Source organism: Streptococcus mitis (genome assembly GCF_965111725.1).
Classification (GTDB): Bacteria; Bacillota; Bacilli; order Lactobacillales; family Streptococcaceae; genus Streptococcus; species Streptococcus mitis_DV.
Genome location: NZ_OZ217341.1, coordinates 815,269 through 836,223, shown reverse-complemented (window position 1 = coordinate 836,223; position 20,955 = coordinate 815,269). Strand labels below are relative to the sequence as shown.

Annotated in this window: 10 protein-coding genes; 1 reads left to right on the top strand and 9 read right to left on the bottom strand. The window is 40.5% G+C overall.

Translation table 11 applies throughout. From position 1 onward, the window contains the following. Window positions 1-2: 2 nt before the first annotated feature. The 4 genes from ACLV7Q_RS04165 to rnc are packed head-to-tail and all read right to left on the bottom strand — an operon-like array spanning window position 3 to window position 5,840. On the bottom strand, window positions 3-821 hold the full coding sequence (locus ACLV7Q_RS04165) for a Cof-type HAD-IIB family hydrolase (RefSeq protein ID WP_218757724.1): 819 nt from the start codon (window positions 819-821) through the stop codon (window positions 3-5). Then, entirely contained in the window at window positions 821-1,615 is a 795-nt protein-coding gene (locus ACLV7Q_RS04160) for a Cof-type HAD-IIB family hydrolase (RefSeq protein ID WP_218757723.1), read from the bottom strand. Before ACLV7Q_RS04160 ends, ACLV7Q_RS04165 begins: the two co-directional genes overlap by 1 nt. Beyond that, window positions 1,612-5,151 (bottom strand): chromosome segregation protein SMC, encoded by a 3,540-nt coding sequence (smc, locus tag ACLV7Q_RS04155; protein ID WP_218757722.1) that lies wholly within the window; start codon window positions 5,149-5,151, stop codon window positions 1,612-1,614. The genes ACLV7Q_RS04160 and smc overlap by 4 nt, the downstream gene beginning before the upstream one ends. Further along, window positions 5,142-5,840, bottom strand: coding sequence for a ribonuclease III (gene rnc / locus ACLV7Q_RS04150; RefSeq protein WP_000661480.1), 699 nt, complete (start codon window positions 5,838-5,840; stop codon window positions 5,142-5,144). Before rnc ends, smc begins: the two co-directional genes overlap by 10 nt. Before the next feature lie 210 nt (window positions 5,841-6,050). Here rnc and ACLV7Q_RS04145 point away from each other — a divergent pair, with 210 nt between their 5' ends. Next, complete coding sequence (locus ACLV7Q_RS04145) at window positions 6,051-7,217, top strand: IS30 family transposase (RefSeq protein ID WP_411865991.1); 1,167 nt, start codon at window positions 6,051-6,053, stop codon at window positions 7,215-7,217. A gap of 470 nt (window positions 7,218-7,687) precedes the next feature. On the opposite strand, the gene ACLV7Q_RS04140 is transcribed toward ACLV7Q_RS04145, so the two are convergent. The 5 genes from ACLV7Q_RS04140 to ACLV7Q_RS04120 all read right to left on the bottom strand — a co-directional run bounded on the left by ACLV7Q_RS04140 (window position 7,688) and on the right by ACLV7Q_RS04120 (window position 20,870). Next, window positions 7,688-8,305 (bottom strand): TIGR01906 family membrane protein, encoded by a 618-nt coding sequence (locus tag ACLV7Q_RS04140; protein WP_218758107.1) that lies wholly within the window; start codon window positions 8,303-8,305, stop codon window positions 7,688-7,690. Next, window positions 8,295-9,068, bottom strand: a complete 774-nt coding sequence (locus ACLV7Q_RS04135; protein WP_033681602.1) for a TIGR01457 family HAD-type hydrolase — start codon at window positions 9,066-9,068, stop codon at window positions 8,295-8,297. The genes ACLV7Q_RS04140 and ACLV7Q_RS04135 overlap by 11 nt, the downstream gene beginning before the upstream one ends. Window positions 9,069-9,078: 10 nt before the next feature. After that, window positions 9,079-9,816: an acyl-ACP thioesterase domain-containing protein gene (locus tag ACLV7Q_RS04130; protein ID WP_218758106.1), complete on the bottom strand. Its 738-nt coding sequence runs from the start codon at window positions 9,814-9,816 to the stop codon at window positions 9,079-9,081. Window positions 9,817-9,820: 4 nt separating this feature from the next. Next, window positions 9,821-10,951, bottom strand: a complete 1,131-nt coding sequence (hemW, locus tag ACLV7Q_RS04125) for a radical SAM family heme chaperone HemW (protein ID WP_218758105.1) — start codon at window positions 10,949-10,951, stop codon at window positions 9,821-9,823. Between the two features lie 175 nt (window positions 10,952-11,126). Next, window positions 11,127-20,870 carry a Rib/alpha-like domain-containing protein gene (locus ACLV7Q_RS04120; RefSeq protein WP_411865990.1) on the bottom strand — a complete coding sequence of 3,248 codons (9,744 nt, stop codon included), beginning with the start codon at window positions 20,868-20,870 and terminating at the stop codon, window positions 11,127-11,129. Between the last annotated feature and the right edge of the window lie 85 nt (window positions 20,871-20,955).

The window sequence follows — 20,955 nt, the reverse complement described above, 5'->3', positions numbered from 1 at the left end:
TCTTAGTTCTCCTTTAGCACGTATTCTTCGATAGCCCAGGCAACAGCTTCCTCATCATTGGTCATTGGCGTCACCACATTTGCGACTGACTTGACTTCAGGAACAGCGTTTTGCATGGCAACACCGAGTCCTGCCCACTCAATCATAGACAGGTCATTGGCTTCATCACCACAGGCCATCACTTGGCTTTGATCGATTCCCAGATGGCTGATTAGTTTTGCCAAACCTGTTGCTTTATGAACATTCTTTGGTGACCACTCTAGCAACATTTCACGAGATTTAAAGATCTCATATTGTTCAAATAATTCTGGCGAAATTTTCTGAATGGCGTCATCCAAGGGTTCTTGAGCAAAAGCAGTCACGCATTTATTGTAAGTCGTTTGACTAGATAGGTCTTCAAAGGCCACTGGAACAAAGGTCAATGCTGGATTAAATTTGGCATAAAGACTTTCTTGGTCAGATTGGATTTGATAAACAGTTCCTTCTGAAATAGCATCAAGAGGCAGCGATAATTTCTCTGTTTCTTCATACAAGCGTGCCACATCATCATATGAAAAGACTGTCTTATCAAGGATTTCACCTGTATTTTTCTGAACTAAACCACCATTAAAAGTAATTGTATACTCATCTTCCTGGCCGTCAGTCCCCAACTCATGGAGAAAGAAATCCATAGCTTTTAAAGGGCGACCAGTTGTCAATACGACCTTGATACCACGATCACGCGCAACTTTCAAAGTTGCCTTGGTACGATCCGTCAGCCTTTTATCAGTAGTCAGCAAGGTCCCATCCAAGTCCAATGCAATCAATTTTATATCTGCCATTATAAGCCCTCCATATAATCGATAACCGACTGGTCCTTATGGTGACCAATTACAGTCTCTGCTAATTCTAAAATTTCTTGTCTCGCATTTTCAGGAGCTACAGGATGTCCCACAACCTGCATCATGTGCAAATCATTAAGATTGTCTCCAAAAGCCATAACCTGATCCATTGTGATACCAAGTTTTTTAGCTAATTCAACAATGGCCACTCCCTTATCAACATAGTCCAGAACAATATCAATAGATTCAAAGCCAGTTGTCATAGCCTTAACACCAGGAACATGTTCATTAACCCAAGCTTCCCCAGCTTCCAGCGTTTCTTCTGTGAAGTTGGTTGTAAACTTGAAAATGTCATCTGTAATATCTTCTAGACTGGCTACTTTTTGGATATTTTCATTATAGTGCTGACTCACTTTTAAATAGATCTCATCAACCGTATCTAGCACATAAGAGCCTTTTTTCCCCGTCAAGAGCAGTTTATTGATGTCTACATAAGGTGAAGTTTTCAGCTTTTCAAAAGTGGATAGATAAAAGTCACGAGACATGGTCGCTTCATACAAGTCCTGACCTTGATATTCGACCAAACTGCCATTTTCCGCGATAAAAATAATGTCATCACGAACATCAGCAAATAATTTTTCTAAGGATAGAAATCCGCGCCCCGAAGCCACCGCAAAGTAAATCCCTTTTTCCTTGTAGGAAACCAAGAGAGACTTGAGGCGATCCATATCAAAGCGTCCATTCCCATCTAGGAAGGTTCCGTCCATATCCGTTGCTACTAGTTTAATTGTCATCCTTCAATACTTTCTAAATCTTTTAACTTAACTGAAACAATTTTTGAGACACCTGATTCTTGCATGGTCACTCCATAGATGGAATCGGCCGCTGCCATGGTTCCCTTACGGTGGGTTACGACGATAAACTGGCTGTCCTTGTCAAAGCGGTTGAGATAATCTCCAAAGCGTTTAACATTGGCTTCGTCCAGCGCAGCTTCCACCTCATCCAAAATCACAAATGGAATGGTCTTGACACGGATAATGGAGAAGAGCAAGGCAAGAGCTGATAGGGCTTTTTCTCCACCACTCATGAGGTTAAGGGATTGGATTTTCTTTCCTGGAGGTTGAACAGAAATCTCAACCCCAGCTGTCAGCAAGTCTCCCTCAGTCAAGATTAAGTCTGCCTGTCCTCCTCCAAACATCTGCTTGAAGGTCACTTTAAAGGACTCACGAATAGCCTCAAAGGTTGATTTAAAGCGTTCCTTGACCTCATCATTCATCTCTGTAATGGTTTCAAGGAGCAGGTTTTTCGCTGACAAAATGTCATCACGTTGGCTATTGAGGAAATCCAGACGGCTGTGAACTTCTTCGTACTGGTCAATAGCTTCTATATTGACAGGACCCAGCGAGCGAATAGCCTTCTCTAAATCCTGCACCTCTTGCTCTGCCAGATTGAGGTTTTCCAACTCATGAGACTTTTCTAAAGCTTCAGTATAGCTAATCTGATACTGGTCTGTTAATTGACTTTGTAGATGGCGCAAGCGCTCGCTGACCTTTTCTTTCTTAGCTTCAGCACGTGTTTGCTTGCGAATCCACTCTTCATTCTGCTGGCGAGCCTGATCCAAATGACTAGCAATATCATCCAGTTGACCTTCAATATCATCCAACTCAAACTGCTTGCGAATTAAACCTTGTTGGAGGTTTGTTTTCTGAGTTTTGGCTTCTTCCGCCTGTTGACTGAGCAATTCTGTATCAACTTTCTCAAGATTGTCAACCTTTTCTTGAAGAAGGCGCTGGATTTCCTCTTGTTCGATATTCAGATTATCCAATTCCTTGCCTAAACGTTCAATATCAGCAACTTCATAACGTTTTTGCCCTTGCAGTTCTGTCTTAAGCAAGCGAGCTTGCGCTAGCTCTTCCTGCAAGTTCTGATAACGTTCTTGGATGGCATTTTTGTTAGACTTAATCCCTTCAATCTCAGCTTCCAGATTTTGCTTATCACTGGCAATAGTAGCAAGGCGCTCTTGGCATTTTTCCTTATCTGCTTGCCAATCTCCCTCAGAAAGACGATTTAATTCCTCTTCTTGGAGTTTCCAAAGAGTTTCCAGTTCTTCAACTTGTTGACAGGTTTGCTGATAAGCGAGGGACAAGCCCTGCTCCTGAATACGTCCTTGTTCTCCTTGAGATTTGATGGCTTCTAATGTTTCGGTCAATCTAGCCATCTGGTCTTGCAAGGTCTTCAAAGCCACTTCTTCTGAACGAAGACTTGCTTCCTCTTCAGCAATTTCTTTTTGTAATTGCTCCAGTTCTGGCTTGATAAAAATGCTGTTGTTCTGGCGATTGGCTCCACCTGCATAGGAACCACCTGTACGCAGCTCTGTCCCATCCAATGTCACCATACGAACCTGATAACGAACCTGGCGAGCAGCTGCACGCGCATGTTCTACTGTATCAAAAATCGCTGTTGTAGCTAGCAAATTCTTGAAAATAGCTTCCAACCTATTATCGAAAGTAACTAACTCATCTGCCATACCCAGAAATCCTGGACTTGCAGCAATAGCATCTTGATTCTGACTAGAAATCGTACGCGCCTTGATCGTTGTCAAAGGAAGGAAGGTTGCACGACCGGCTCTGTTCCGTTTAAGGAAATCAATGGCTCTAGTTGCCGCATGTTCATCTTCTACGATAATATGCTGGCTACTCGCTCCAAGCGCAATCTCTAGGGCAGTTTGATAATGCACATCAAAGGTCAAGTGTTCACTAACTGCTCCAATAATCCCACCAAGGCGGTCTTTTTCTTGGAGAACACTCTTGACACCTGCATAAAAGTTACTATGATTTCTCAGGATATTTTCCAAACTTTGGGCTCTAGCCTGTTTGTTTTTGAGATTATCCAGACGGTCAAAGAGTTGACTTTGTTGTGCTTGATAGGAAGTTTTCTGTTCCCCTTGCTCCTTGGCACAGACCTGGTAGTCTGCCAATAATTTTTGAACCTGTTCCTTAGCAGTTTCAAGCTCCTCCTTTTGCTTACTAGCCTTCTCTTTAGCTGTAGCCAGTTGTTCTTTGAGTTTTTGTAGTTGATCTGCTTGTTTTTGAGAAAGCTGACGACTATTTTCCAACTCGTTTTCGATACGGGTCAACTGGTTTGAGACATCTGCTTCTTCTTGTAAAAGCGCCACAAAGCGTTCACGCAAGAGCTCAATCATCTGATCAGGATCATCTGAAAAAGCTAGCAATTCAGCTTCTAAACGATTGAGTTTTTGATTATTTTGGATTAGATTTTCCTCTAAAAGTGCTAAAGAGCTTTCCTTATCAGATTTTTCTTTGCTGAGAGAATTTCTCTTATCCTCCAAAGTAGCCAAACGGGCTTGTGCTTCCTGTTGATTCAGGGCTACTTGCTCAGATTCTAATTTCGATAGGGCTAATTTTCTCTCTAAATCACTAATCAGACTGGTCAAATCCATCAAACTGCCCTGATCTTTGGCCATTTCAGCCTGTAAATCTTGACGTTGCTTCTTGAGATTCTGATTTTCTTCTTCTAATTTTTCACGCTTCTGGTAGTAGCTCGTTAAGAGTTCCTGAACCTGTGCCAACTCTTCTTCTGTAGACTCTAGTTCAGCCTTATTTTCCTTGATTTGAGCAACCAAAACGTCTAAATAAATAGCCTTGCGTTGACCTTCCAAGTCTAGAAACTTACGGGCATTTTCAGCTTGCTTCTCAAGAGGCTTGATTTGATTATCCAACTCGTAGATAATATCCTCTAAGCGGTCTAGATTATCCTGAGTTTGCTGCAGTTTGCTCTCAGTTTCTTTTCTGCGAGTCTTGTATTTTAAAACTCCAGCAGCTTCTTCAAAAATAGCTCGGCGTTCCTCAGGCTTGGAGTTGAAAATCTCCTCAACCTTCCCTTGGGAAATAATAGAGAAGGAATCTCGTCCCAAACCTGTATCCAAGAAAAGATCATGAATATCACGCAGACGGACTTTCTTGCCGTCAATCTTGTATTCGCTATCTCCACTGCGATAGATATGACGTTCTACCCTGATTTCTTGACCTGCATCCTTGATAAATCCGTCATTATTATCCAAAGTCACAACTACAGAAGCATAATTGAGCGGTTTGCGACTTTCAGTTCCAGCAAAAATGACATCCGGCATCTTGCCCCCACGGAGACTCTTAACACTTGACTCCCCCAAGGCCCAACGCAGACTTTCAGTAATATTGGACTTTCCAGATCCATTAGGTCCAACAACTGCCGTCACACCTTGATCAAAGACGACCTTGGTCTTGTCAGCAAAAGACTTGAATCCCTGAATTTCGATTTCCTTTAAATACATGAATCCAGCCCTTTCTCAACGGCATTTTTGGCAGCTTCCTGCTCTGCTAATTTCTTAGAACGACCTTGACCTTGACCAATGCTCTTACCTTCGACAAGAACTTCTACATCAAAGACCTTATCGTGGGCAGGACCCGTTTCAGAAATCACCTGATAACGAATAGCTACATCCCCATTAACCTGAAGTAACTCTTGGAGATGGGTTTTGTAGTCTGTAATCATCTCAAATTCGCCTGCTTCAACCTTAGGAATCATGACTTGATAGATAAATTCCTTGACCTTGGCCACATCCTTGTCCAAAAGGAGAGCACCAAGAAAGGCTTCAAAGGCATCACCAAGAATGGTGTCACGATTACGACCACCAGATTTTTCTTCCCCTTTACCCAGCTTGATAAACTGGTCAAACTGGCAATCACGCGCAAAACCAGCCAAACTCTCCTCGCGGACAATCATGGCACGTAGTTTAGACAGGTCACCCTCAGGCTTTTTAGGATATTTTTTATACAGATATTCTGAAATCAATAACTGTAGAACAGCGTCTCCTAAAAATTCCAAGCGCTCATTGTGTGAAATTTTTAAGAGGCGGTGCTCATTGGCATAACTCGTATGAGTAAAGGCAGTCTCCAGTAACTTTTTGTCTGCAAATTCGATTGCAAAATGGTTTTTAAGTACAGTTTGTAATTCTTTCATACCAACCTCTTTCTAACTGATAACAGTCCTTTTTATTATATCAAAAAAAGCCTCCTGAGTCACTCTAAAACGGGACTGGAGAGCATTTGGGCATTCTAGGTAAGTTCTCAAAGTAACTTCCACTCGCCTGACTAAAGTGGAAATTAGTCTAAAACGGATTTTTATGGTGGAATTAAGTGTGAGACGTTTGAGTTAGAAATGAGGCTCACTATGACAAAACATAAACATCTTACCCTTTCAGACCGTAACGATATCCAACTAGGCTTAGAGCGCGGTGAAACCTTCAAAGCTATCGGACAGTCCATTCTAAAAGACCCGACCACTGTCTCCAAAGAAGTCAAACGAAACAGACGAGTCCGAGAGTCTACATGCCATAACCTTCCTTGCCCTCTACTTGACAAAACTCCCTTTGTCTGTAACGGCTGCCCTAAAAGAAGACAGAATTGTGGCTATAAGAAGATCTTCTACCTCGCTAAGCAAGCTCAAAAGCAGTACGAACAAACTCTTGTTGAATCTCGTGAAGGAACTCCCCTCAATTCCAAGACCTTCTGGGACATGGACAAAGTCATTTCTGAGGGTGTTAAAAAAGGACAACACATCTATCATATCCTCAAAACTCACAATCTTGATGTCAGCTCCTCAACCGTCTATCGACACATCCGAAAAGGATACCTATCTATCGCTCCTATTGACCTAGTCAGAGCCGTTAAATTCAAAGAAAGACGGAAAAATAATCTACCTTCCATCCCTAAAGAAGACAAAAAAGGGCGTTCCTATGAGGATTTCCTAAATTATTTGGCTCTTAAGCAACTGAACTCTTGGCTGGAAATGGATACCGTTATGGGCAGAATGGGAGGGAAAGTCCTACTCACCTTCAATCTATCTTTCTGTAACTTTATCTTCGCTAGACTGCTGGATAATAAAACTGCTCTTGAGGTTACCAAACACCTCTATGACATCAAGAACACTCTTCACCAAGCTGACAAAGATTTCTTCCAACTCTTCCCTGTCATCCTGACAGATAATGGTGGAGAGTTTGCCAGGGTCGATGATATCGAAATGGATGTGCGAGGAGAGAGTAAACTCTTCTTTTGTGACCCTAATCGCTCTGACCAGAAAGGGAGAATTGAGAAAAATCACACGCTGATTCGCGACATTCTACCTAAAGGAACTTCTTTTGACAACTTAACTCAAGAGGATATCAATCTCGTCTGCTCTCATGTCAACAGTGTCAAACGCGCTGCTTTGAATGGAAAGTCAGCCTATGAACTCTTTGCCTTTACTTACGGAGAAGAGATTCCTAAGCTTCTCGGCATTTCTAAAATACCTGCAGAAGACGGATGTCAGTCTTCTACATTACTCCAACATAAGTTCTAAAAACTAATCTTCAACCCCATTCAAACGTCTTACACTAACTTCCACCATAGCGGAACTTAATCTGAAACGCTTTCAGATGAGGGGATTTTGTGCGCTCTTTTTTTCGATTCATTTTGGTTACAAAAGCGATGAAATCAAGCATGAGTAAAACCAGTGGAACTTACCCTGACACGGATTCTCACTGGTTTTTACGATTTTTATCAGACTAACTTCCACTTGGATTAGCAGTAGAACTTAGTTTGGGAATTTACCATTTTTTCAAGAAAAATAGACTGTTTGCGAACGATTGACACAATTGGATTTGCTTAATTCACTCTTATACTATTCAAACTGCGTCAACGTCGCCTTGCCGTACTCAAGTACATCCTGCGGCTAGTTTCCTAGTTTGCTCTTTGATTTTCATTGAGTATTAACAATAGTTTAGAATCATATACCTAATTTATACATGTGAAATAAGAACATCTTTCAGTTCACTTCCTACGACTTTTCAGATAAAGATAGCCAAAGAAGCTTTCATATAGGGCAAAAAAGAGGAGGAAGGCATGAAGGAAAAAGGTCTCTGGCAAAATCAGTATAACAGAATCCTTGGCTGGATCAAAAAGCCAGGTATCATCTCCCACAAAGAGAATTTGATGGAACAGAGTAAAGAATTGGTCAAAACCAATCAAAACTCCCCCAAGACCAATCAACAAAGGCAAGACTACTAGGGCCAGAAGCCCTTTACTAAATAGAGACAAGAAGCCCTTTTTCACAATCCCTTTGACAAAGAAATAGAAACTTGGCAGTGTCACTAGGGCTACTAGTTGAACAAAGTGAAAGAGGTTCTTGACCACCGCAAAGTGGTGCAGACCAGCTGCTGACGAACGAAAATCAGGCATCTGCAAGACCTGACTAAAAGGATTGGTCAGATAATTCATCAAGATATGAAAGTTGTACTGAATGGTTTCTGGTTTTAGATAAACTCGATTCGTTAAGTTTAGCCACTGAATTTCCAGCGGATAAACAATCCAAGCCAAATAAATGGTCAAAAGGATTGAGAGGGAGAGGAGAAAGAGCATAGAGCTCCAAAAGGTCAGTTTAGTTTTCATCAAAATCCCACTCCGCAAGGCTAGAAACCACATGAGTCGGTGCGATTGGCAGGTCTGCTACTTCTTCTGCCTTGGTAAAACCTGTCGTCACCAAGAGCGTTGGAATGCCATTGTCAATCCCTGCTCGAATATCAGTCAGATAATTGTCCCCAACCATGATTAACTCTTCACGTTCCAAACCTAAGTGCTCAACCGCCTTGTCCATAATGATAGCATTTGGTTTCCCGATATAAACAGGCTTCACTCGTGTTGCCACTTCAAGCAGAGTTATCAGTGAACCAGCACCAGGCAAAAGACCGCGTTCTGTCGGGATGTTGAGGTCAGGATTGGTTCCGATAAAGTGAGCACCCTTTTGAATGGCAAGAGTTGCTGTCGCAAATTTTTCATAATCAACTTGCCAGTCCAGACCTACTACTACATAGGCAGGATTTTCCTTATCTTCCACATAACCAGCCGCCTTGATGGCTTCCTTGAGCCCTGCTTCTCCGATGACATAGACGGTCTTTTCAAGACCCAAGTCATTCATATAGTCGATGGTTGCCAAAGTCGCTGTGTAGACAGTCGATAGGGGCGTATCGATATTAAAATTCTGAGCCAACATCTCCTGAACACTCTCTGGAGTGCGGGTTGTATTGTTGGTCACAAAGAGATAGGGGATGTCTCGCTTTTGCAATTCATGGACAAAAGCCTCTCCTGCTGGGATTCTGTCTTTCCCCTTATAAATGGTTCCGTCTAAATCAATTAAATAGCCTTTGTATTTCATCTATTTCTCCCTAATCCTTCTTCATTTCTTGCCAAGTGATGATTGCTTGGGCATTGGTAGCCCCGTCGCTTGTAATCTCATGCTTGCTTTCCAGTCCAGACCGCTCAACAGCCGATGTAATCACCCCACCTGGTCGAACTTCCTTGACATACTTGAGGTTGATTTTCTTGGGAATATACTGGGTTAAAAAATCCGCTCCCAGAACCTCAAAAATCCAATCCAGGTATTTACTATTATTGACATGACCATTCATATCCAAATCGTAAAAACGAACATGGTAATCCTTGCTGGCTGGCTCTTCCAAGGACTCATACTTTGGGCCGCGGATAAGTTTTTTATCAAAATCAGACTGATACGGAGCCACAATCTCAGGTTCGACAGAATGGACTTTTCGACTATCTCGGTCCATGAGAACAAAGGTCGCCATCATGTGGATAAGTTCCCGTCCCTCTTCATCATAAATAGTAAAGCGACGGTAGCAAAAGAGCCGATTGTAGCTCAAAGCTTCCGTTTCAATAGTGATTTCTTCTGCAAAACGAGGCAAACGAACCACCTCAATATCGTATTCTGTGATAATCCAGACCAGATTATGCTCTTCTAAAATAGCCTTATCACTAACTCCTAGTTCAATAGACTGCATCCCTGAAACTTGCAGAGACAGCAAAATCACATCTGGAAGCTTGATATGACCGTTCATATCCGCCATATCAAAAGGAATTTTCATGTTCATTTGATAAGTTAAGCCCATCATCCTACTCCAAAATAAATCGTTCTGCTACGGTGTCTCCTAAAAAGAGACCTCTCTTTGTCATGCGCACGCGATCACCGTCTATTTGCATGAGACCTTGTTGAACCAAGTCTCTGACAATTTCTCCATAAAGTCCATCAAAAGACCGTCCAAATTTTTCCTCAAATCGCGCCATGGAGACTCCTGATTTCTTGCGGAGTCCCAGGAACATTTCTTCTTCCATTTGCTCTTTTTGGCTCAGGTGTTCTTCTGTGATCCGAGCATTGCCTTCCTCAACTGCACTGAGATAATGACGAATAGGACCATGATTTTTATAGCGCACTCCATTAACATAACCAGATGCCCCAGCACCGATGCCATAGTATTCAGCATTATCCCAGTACATGAGATTGTGGCGACTTTCAAAACCAGGCTTTGAGAAATTGGAAATCTCATAATGCTCAAAACCAGCTCGCTCCAGCTCTGCAATGATGTACTCAAACATCTCAGCTTCCAGTTCCTCCTTAGGTAAAGGCAACTTCCCTCGTCGCATGCGGTTCATAAAGACCGTATGGTTTTCTAAAATCAAGCTATACAAACTCATATGGGGAATATCCAGTTCAATGGCCTTAGCCACATTTTCCTTGACCTGCTCCATGGTCTGACCAGGCAGTGCATAAATCAAGTCGATAGAGATATTGTCAAAGCCAGCCAGTTTCAGGCGGTCAATATTTTCATAAATATCCTTCTCCAAATGACTGCGCCCAATCTTTTTCAGCATCTTGTCATCAAAGGTCTGCACACCTAGCGAAACACGATTGACAGCCGAGTTCTTCAACACAGCTATCTTATCCGCGTCCAAATCTCCCGGATTGGCCTCAATGGTCAACTCTTCCAAGGCAGACAAGTCCAAGTTTTTAGTCAAGCCCTTCAATAACACCTCCAGTTGCGGAGCTGACAGGGCTGTTGGTGTCCCACCACCAATGTAGAGGGTCCGCAACTTTTGAATATCATAAGAACGAAACTCTTCTAACAGATGCTCTAAATAGCTGTCGACTGGCTGATTCTTGATAAAAACTTTTGAAAAATCACAATAATAACAAATCTGGGTACAAAACGGGATGTGCACATAGGCTGACGTTGGTTTTTTCTGCATAGTAATTATTATACCACAAAAAGCGAACAATACTTAGAATTCCCTTTAGCAAAATCCTAGCATTGTTCGCTTTCTTTATCTAAACATTCTTTGTATTTTATGACGAACCCGATTCCTAGAACCAATCTAGTTTGTCATAAAATCCAACAGAATGAATGTTCATCTGACTAAATTTTTAGTCTTCTTTTTTCTTTCCAAGAGCAAGTCCGAGACCACCTAGCATACCAAGAAGTCCTAGAGATGCAAGAGTCGCATTTGATTCTGTTCCTGTATTTGGCAATACATTTTGAGAATCATTTGACTTAGCTCCATTATCAACAGTAGTCTTAGTATCTACCTGATCTGCATTCGGAGTAACTGCATCTGGAATCGGAGTTGTTGGTGCAGGTGCATCTTGACCAGAATTTCCATTAGTAGCAGGTGGGACTGGCGCATCAGGTGTCACTGGCGCAACTGGATTGGTATCTGTTGGTGTTGCTGGTGTGACTTTACCTGGTGTTGTTACATTCGGAACTTCCACAGCTGGTTTTCCTGGTTCTGTAATCTTAGCTGTTCCTGGTACTTTACCTTCTGGTAATTCACCGTTTGGTACTTTACCTTTGCCATCTTCTCCAATTATTACAGTGATGGTGTTTCCATTCTTACCTGGAATTTCTACCTTAGTTCCTGGTGGATATGTTGAGCCATCTGGTTTCTTAGGTGTTATTGTAACGTCACCTGTCTTAGGATCTTGTTCCAACTCAACTGTTGGTGTCTTACGGGCTGGCGTAGTTACATCAACTGGTTGTGATGGTCTCTTATTCGGTTCTGTTACTGTTCCTTTTCCTGATAATTCACCTTTAGGTAACTTATCATTTGGAACTTCACCTGATCCATTATCTCCGATAGTAACTTCGATTGGAGTATTATTATCACCTGGAATCACTACCGTTGTTCCCGGTGGGTATGTTGAACCATCTGGTTTCTTCGGTGTTACTACAGCGTCCCCATTTGGTTTTCTTGTAATTTCAATTTTACCTGGTTGTTCTGTTTGAGGTGCATTTGGATCTAATTTCTTCGGTGTTGTTACATTCGGAACTTCCACAGCTGGTTTTCCTGGTTCTGTAATCTTACCTGTTCCTGGAACTTTACCGTCTGGTAATTCACTGTTTGGTATTGTACCTTTTCCGTCTTGTCCAATTATTACGACAATTGGTGTGCCATTCTTACCTGGGATTTCTACCTTAGTTCCTGGTGGATATGTTGAGCCATCTGGTTTCTTCGGTGTTACTGTAACATCCCCTGTCTTAGGATCTTGTTCCAACTCAACTGTTGGTGTCTTACGGGCTGGCGTAGTTACATCAACTGGTTGTGATGGTCTCTTATTCGGTTCTGTTACTGTTCCTTTTCCTGGTAATTCACCTTTAGGTAACTTATCATTTGGAACTTCACCTGATCCATTATCTCCGATAGTAACTTCGATTGGAGTATTATTATCACCTGGAATCACTACCGTTGTTCCCGGTGGGTATGTTGAACCATCTGGTTTCTTCGGTGTTACTACAGCGTCCCCATTTGGTTTTCTTGTAATTTCAATTTTACCTGGTTGTTCTGTTTGAGGTGCATTTGGATCTAATTTCTTCGGTGTTGTTACATTCGGAACTTCCACAGCTGGTTTTCCTGGTTCTGTAATCTTACCTGTTCCTGGAACTTTACCGTCTGGTAATTCACTGTTTGGTATTGTACCTTTTCCGTCTTGTCCAATTATTACGACAATTGGTGTGCCATTCTTACCTGGGATTTCTACCTTAGTTCCTGGTGGATATGTTGAGCCATCTGGTTTCATAGGAATCACTGTTACATCTCCAGTTTTTGGATCTTGATCCAAACGTATAGTTGACGGCTTACGAGCAGGCGTTATCACATCCACTGGTTGTGATGGTCTAGCTCCTGGCTCTGTTACTGTTCCTTTTCCTGGCACTTCATCTTTTGGAAGTTTGTCATTCGGAACTAATCCAAAACCATCTTTTCCGATTGTCACAACAATAGGTGTTCCATTTTCTCCTGGAATTTTCACAGTTGTTCCTGGTGGATATGGTATTCCATCCGGTTTCTTAGGTGTAACAATCGCATCTCCATTTGGTTTTCTTGTGATGTCGATTGAAGTTGGTTGTTCCGTCGCTGGATGATTTGGATTGATTCTTTTCGGTGTTTCTACCTTAACATCTACCTCTGGTTTACCATCTTCTTTAATCTTACCTGTTCCTGGAGTATCTGTTTCTGGTAAATCATTATTAGGAACTTTTCCTGTACCATCTTTTCCAATTGTTACAGTGATTGGATTTCCATCTTTCCCTGGAATTTCTACCTTAGTTCCTGATGGATATGTTGTTCCATCTGGTTTTTTCGGTGTTACTGTGACATCTCCAGTTTTTGGATCTTGATCTAATTGTAATGTTGGTACCTTTTTAGCTGGTGTTGTAATATCCACTGGTTGTGATGGTTTTTGATTTGGTTCTGTAATGATAGCTGTTCCTGGTACATCTCTTTCTGGTAAATCACCATTTGCAACTGTACCTGAACCATTTTCACCGATTACTACATCAATCGTTTTTCCATCTTTGCCTGGGATTGTTACAGTAGTTCCTGTAGGATAGTTTGAGCCATCTATTTTCTTCGGTGTTACTGTGACATCTCCAGTGCTTGGGTTTTGAGTCAACTCTACCGTTGGTGTCTTACGCGCTGGTGTTGTTACATCTACTGGTTTTGATGGTTCTTTGTTTGGTTCTGTTACGACACCCTGGCCTGGTACTTCACCTTTTGGAAGTTTATCATTTGGTACTTCTCCAAAACCTCCTTTACCTATCGTTACTACTATTGTTGTTCCATTTTCACCTGGAATTTCTACCTTCGTATCTTCAGGGTAAAGTGTTCCGTCTGGTTTAGTTGGTGTTACTACTACATCACCATTGTCCTTACGAGTAATTCCTATCTTAGGAGTTTGTGTCGTAGCAACTTTTGGATCTGTTCCATTTTTCTTTTCTTCCTCATCTGGAATTCCATCATTATCATCATCTTTATCTGTCACATCTGGATCGCCATCTCCATCTGTATCACGTTGAATAATAACTGGAACTTCTACACGTATTTCTTCATTCCCATTCTTCACTTTAACTGGAATGTTGACTTTACGTTCTTCATCACTACCCCAATCCGTTACGCTTGGTCTTCCTGTTAATTTACCATCATTATCAACACTTAATCCATTGACTGGGTTTTCTGTTGTAATTGTTGAACCGTCTTTATTCGGTGTGACAACTTTCGGTAATGTTGAAGGAACTGGTGTCTTTTCTGTAACTTTAACTGGATCTGACACTTTTGCAGTTAGATTGTCTGCATTTTTTGGATCTGTTCCATTTGCTTTTTCAACTTCATCTGGAATTCCATCGTTATCATCATCTTTATCTATAACATCTGGCTCTCCATCTCCGTCTGTATCACGTTGGATTGTTACTCGAACTGTTACGTCTTTTTCTTCCCTTACTTCTTCTTTACCATTTTCTGTGAATTTTTCTACAACTTTAGTAACTTTAACAGGAATATCGATAGTACGTTCTTCTTCCTCTTTACCCCAATTATTTACTGTTGGAGTTCCTTCTAGTTCACCTTTATCATTGACTTTTAGACCGTTCACTTGTCCTGTTCCATCTGTTGGATTTGTTACAATTGTTGAACCTTCTTTATTTGGTGTGACAACTTTTGTTGGAGTAACTGAAGTTTTCTCCTTGACTTTGTCTGGATTTGTAACTACTACGTCTAAGTCATTTACAGCTTTTGGATCTGTTCCGTTTTTCTCCTCTACAGTGTCTGGAATTCCATCGTTATCGTCATCTGGATCCTCAACATCTGGGATTCCATCGCCATCTGTATCACGTTGGATTGTAACTGGAACTTTTACAACAGTTTCTTTTCCACCATTCGTAATTTTAACTGGGATTAAGATATTACGTTCTTCCTCATCTTTTTTCCAATTATTTACTGTTGGTGTTCCTTCTAGCTTCCCTTCATTGTTGACTTTTAAGCCATTCACCGATCCATCTGGATTATCTATCGTAATCGTCGAATTTGGCATATTTGGTGTTACGACGGTTGTTGGAGTAACTGGTTTGTTCTCTTTAACTTTTTCAGGTTTCGCAACTATTGCTGTCAGATTATCAGGAACTTTTGGATTTGTATGATTACTCTTTTCTACATCATCTGGAATTCCATCATTATCATCATCTGTATCTAAAACGTCTGGTGTTCCATCTCCATCTGTATCACGTTGGATTGTGACTGGAACATCAACATTAACAGTTTCCGTAACAGTTTCTTTACCATTTGCCGTTACTTTTTCAACATCTTTTGTAACTTTAACCGGAATGTTGATAGTTTTTTCTTCATCATCGCCCCAATTGTCAACTGTTGGTGTACCTGTTAATTTACCTTCTTCATTAACTGTCAGACCGTTCACTTTTCCTGAATTGTCTGGCGTAGTAGTTGTAATTGTTGCGCCTTTTTTATTTGGTGTGACAACTTCTTTTGGAGTGACTTCTTTTTTCTCCATCACTACATTCGGTTTTGTAACTTTCACAGCTAGACCGTCTGCAGTTTTTGAATCTGTTCCATTTTTCTTTTCATCGTCATCTGAAATTCCATCGTTATCATCATCCAAATCGTCTACATCAGGTATTCCGTCTCCATCTGTGTCTCGCTGAATTGTGATTGGCACATGTACAGTAACTTCCTCTTTTGGATTTCCATCTTTTTCTCTTGTAATTTTAACAGGGATTGTGATATTACGTTCTTCTTCTCCGCCAACCCAGTCATTCACAGTTGGTGTTCCTTCTAATTCACCATTTCCATTCACTTTCAGTCCCTTTACTGGTTCTGATGGCTCAATTGTTGCATCCTTTTTATTCGGTGTTACAACTTTTGGTAATGGTGTCGGTACTGGAGTTTTTTCTTTCACTTTAGCTGGAGCTGTAACGATTCCTGTCAGACCATTTGCTACTTTTGGATCTGTTCCATTTCTCTTTTCATCTTCATCTGAAATGCCATCGTTATCATCATCTGTATCTGTCACATCTGGTGTTCCATCTCCATCTGTATCACGTTGAATTGTGACTGGTACAATTACGTTAGCTTCTTCATTACCGTTCTTAACTTTTACTGGGATAGTAATATCACGTTCTTCTTCACCTTCACCCCATTTGTTTACTGTTGGTCTTCCTGTTAAACTTCCATCATTACCAACTGTTAATCCATTTACAGAAGCTGGTGTTTCAATTGTTGAACCTGCCTTATTTGGTGTGACAACTCCTGGTTCAGTCACTTGTGCATTCTCAGTAACGGTAGATGGTTTCACTGTTCCTGTTAAACCGTATGATGTTGGATTATCTGGTTTGTCGAAAACCTTCGGATCTGTTCTATTTCTCTTTTCTTCTGTATCTGGAATACCATCATTATCATCATCTGGATCTGTAGTGTCTGGTTTTCCATCTTCATCTGTGTCTCGTAGTATTGTAACTGGTACATTTACAGTGATTTCTTCGTTGCCATTCGTAACTTTAACCGGAATAGTGATAGCACGTTTTTCTTCGTCTTTGCCCCAATTTTCTACTTTTGGTATTCCTGTTAATTTACCTTCTCCATTAACGGTTAAACCATTCACATCAGATGGTATTGCAATCGTTGAACCCTCTTTATTTGGTGTGACAACTTTTTTGGATTCAACTGCACGTTTCTCCAAAACTTCATTTGGTTTCGTAACTTCTGCTGTTAAATTCGTAGGTACACTAATATTCACACTAACGTTATCTGTTGTTTTGTCTGGATATTCTACCACAACAACTGCAGAAACTGTTTGCCCGCCTTGACTCGTATCTGGTGGAGTTAACCAAGTATATTTTGTTCCTTGTGGGAGATCTTGTTTATTCCCAATACTGTCTGCTGCATCAGGTGTTGAATTTTTAGGAACTGTTCGATTTATTCCTACTGGATTATACTTGTCATTTTGCCCTTTGACTACAATTTCAATTGTTTTCTCAGCCTTATTATCATTTTTATCATAAGCTGTAATCGTGACTTTTGCAGTTCCAGGTGTTCCAGTTGGAGTTCCTACAATTTGATCACCTTCGAATCTTAATCCATCTGGCAATCCTATTACTTCAATTGGAGTATCCTTACGCAGACCAACTCCGCCATCGTTATCTTTAGCTGTTACTGGAATTGGCGTAATTGGTTCTCGATTTGTAACTGTTGCTCCATCCGCTGAAATAGTTGGTGCAATTTTGTCGCGTGGCGTTACAACAAATGAGAAAATCACCGGTGTAGCTTTATTTCCTGAATCATCTGTTGCGTCAAATATAATTGTATTTTGTTTACCAACATCTTCTGCTGTCGTATTAATTGTAATCTCGATTTCTTTTTCTGTTTCCGTTTGCTTTAAATATTTAGACGATACTGTTCCAGTTTTACCAGAATTATATCGTGAAAAATATTTTTTAAGAAAATCAGTCGCAGCAAAAGTAACATTTTTATCATCTGTTGCTTTTACTCTAAATGTTACTGTTTCGCCTTCTACTACAGTTACAGTACTAGGTGTTAGAGTTAAAATAGGTGGCTCATTATCTGGTGTTTTTGCTTTGGCTGTTGCCGGTTCTGAATCATCACTCGTTCCATTTTTTGTGATAGCTGTTACATCTGTTTCATTTTTTACTTTTTCAGCAGGGATTGTGATTTCACCTGTGTCTGCATTGATTTTGATTTCTGGATCATCTGAAGTCCATTGGTTAAATGGATCTTTTGTTCCTACTACTTTTTTCGGTAAACCATCTTCTCCTGTGTAAGTAACCGTGATTTTATCTGCTTTTTCAGGATCTTGTGGTTTGGCTGTTACAGATCCATCCTCTTTTGCTACTACTGTTGGTTTTTCAGGTTTTGGAAATCTTGCAACTGCTTTGGCTGGGTCTGAGTCAACACTATTCCCATTTTTTGTGATGGCTGTTACTTCTGTATTGTCTTTTACTTTATCAGCTGGAATTGTGATTTCACCAGTGTTAGAATCAATAGTTACACCTGGATTATTCTCAACAGTCCATGTTCCATCATTTCCTTTATTTCCTACTACTGTTACTTTTGAGCCTTCTTCGTCTTTATAAGTAACCGTAATTTTATCTGCTTTGGCTGGATCTTGTGGTTTTGCTGTTACATTACCGTTATTTGGTGCAGTTAAGATTGGTTTTTCAGGTTTTGGTGCTTTTGCAGTTGCTTTGGCTGGAGCTGATTCATCACTGTTTCCATTTGTTGTAACTGCTGTTACTTCTGTATTATCTTTGACTTTATCAGCTGGGATTGTGATTTCACCAGTACTTGCATCGATTTGAACGTCTGGATTACCCGTAACAGTCCACGTTCCATTTCCACCTTTATTTCCTTCAGCCGTCTTATTAGAACCATCTTCTCCTGTGTAGCTAACTTTAATTTTATCTACTTTCGTTGAATCTTGCGGTTTAGCTGTTACAGATCCATCTTCTTTTGCTGTTGCTGATGGAGCTTCTGGTGTTTTTGCCTTATCCTCTGTAACATGAATAGGTGCATCAACAATAGATGTTCCACGTTCTGGAATAATGACTTCCACTTTACCATACACAGGTGCATTTGGTGCTGTAGGTCTTGATACATCTGGATCTTTAAACCAACGATATGTGGTACCCGCAGGTAATTCATTTGGATTCGCAATACTATTGTAAGCATCTGGAATAACGCCTACTTTAGTACTTTGTTCCTTAGCTCTTGGTTTAATATTATATCTTTCTGCTTCTTCAGGTTTCAGTGGTAAGGTACCGATAATGGCATTTTGACCATTTCTGTATCGAACATAACCAAGGTCTGTATATCCACCATATGCTAAGTATGGATCGTTTGCTAAACGTTTTTTAATATCAGCAAGCATCGGATTGTTTTTATCTTTATTACCCCAATCCGACATAATGCTTTGATCTAACTCATCCCCCTCAAGAATTTTTGTTTTAAAAGTGATAATTGTACGTTGACCTTTTTTTACGTTCAGTTTGTCTTCAATAACACCTCTACCAAGGTTGTAAATCAGACCACCCGTTGTAATACCGTACATATCTTTTACACGAGAAGCTGCATCTGGATTACGATCGGTACCATCTTGTCTAGAGTCACGATAAATATTTCTCCACCAGTTATTATCTGGATTAGCATAATCCATCCAAGAACCTAAATTTTCTGTGTAAGAAGCTCCTGAACGACGTTCTCCATTTTTTACATAAGCACGATAATTAGAGTTTTCATGCTCCCAAGCTGTTGCATTGGCATATTCATTATGAGAGTACTGAACCCCATCAGCATATTTTGTATACGTAAAGTCATACGGATCTCCTACACTACGAGGAATCGTAAGTGAAACTTTCTTAGACAATCCTGCCTGAGCATTTGCTGCTGGACCTGAATCTAATATCCAATAGTAATATTTATTTCCATCTTTTTCGATACGCTCTTCACGATACACACGAATATTATCGTAGGCTTTATCAGCAGTCCCTTTACTTACAAAGGCATATTGTTTCGTATCTGGCGAGTACACATCACGCTCTGAATAGTTAATCATTGGATTTTTAATCCAACCAACACCAAAGTCTGTTACTTTCGTGTCACGTACTGTACTTGTTCCAGAACCTACTTTTTTCCCATTCTTTTTAACGACAGTTGTAACAACTGCATCTTTTACCATCAATTTCGTATCAACATTGACTGTGAAGTATCCATTTGATTGTGATCTAGTCGTATATGTTTTTCCGCCAACAGTTACCTCAACATCAGCTTCTGCCGCTGTATATCCATCAACTTGAGCAATACCAGCTAAACTGTCGTTAAACGCTACTGTATCTGTTTGTTTTACTGTAGTAGTAGTAACAGTCTGTCCATTAACCACTAATTCAACAACATCTCCAACTTCAATACCTGGAGCATTTAATTTAAAAGCTCCAGTATCGTCTAGTGTAGAAGTCAATACAGTTGTGCCATTTCTTTTAATCTCAATTGTTGAAGATGGCGTTGCATATCCTGTAATAAATCCAGAGTTGGCTACAACGATTCCTAACTCACCACGTTTGGTATTTTTATCAATAGGTGCTGAGCGAAGATCAGATCCTTCTTCCATGGTTTCGCCATTACGTGAATCACGAGATCCAGTATTAGCAATCGTATTTTTGCCTTCTTTTACTACTTTTTCAGGAGTGCCAATCTTAGGCATTGAAGATAATATAAACAATTTATCGCTAAGCGTTTTAGCTGCCGCATCTACTTCAGCTTGTGTTAACCCAAGACTATTGTTATTAAGCACACTATTAGCTGTTTCTAAATCTGCCTGGATTGCAGCAAGGGTCGAAGCTGGAGCTTTTTCCTTGTTGACTTTATCCAAGAGTTCTTGAACTTTTGTAATATTAGCTTGTAATTTAGTCTTATCTAATGTTTGTTTTTCAACTACCTCTTTATCAAGGGCAGTAGTCTCGTTTTCAGATGCATTCTCAGTTGAAGTTTCAGGTAGTTTCTCAGATAAAGTCTCAGCTGGATTCTCAGCAGTGGTTAGTGATTTTTCTTCTTTATCTGTAGTTAGAGAATCTTCTGTTTTAGGCAAATCTACTATTGTAGCAGTATGAGCATCTTCTTTATCTGGGATAACCGGTGCTTCAGTCGTATCTGAAACTTGAGCCGCCTCAACTCGAACAGCCTGATGCCCAGACAAAAACATCAATGCCGCAACAGCTACTGAAGCAGCACCAAAGCTATATTTACGAATAGAAAAGCGTAAAACCTTTTCACGTTGGTGACGCTCTACTCTATTTATTGAATCCGATTTCTTTCCCATGGCTTCTCCTTAAATAAAAAAAATATAAAATAAAAAGCAATTCTTATAGCTAAACTCCTAATAGAGTATATCTACAAAAATTAAC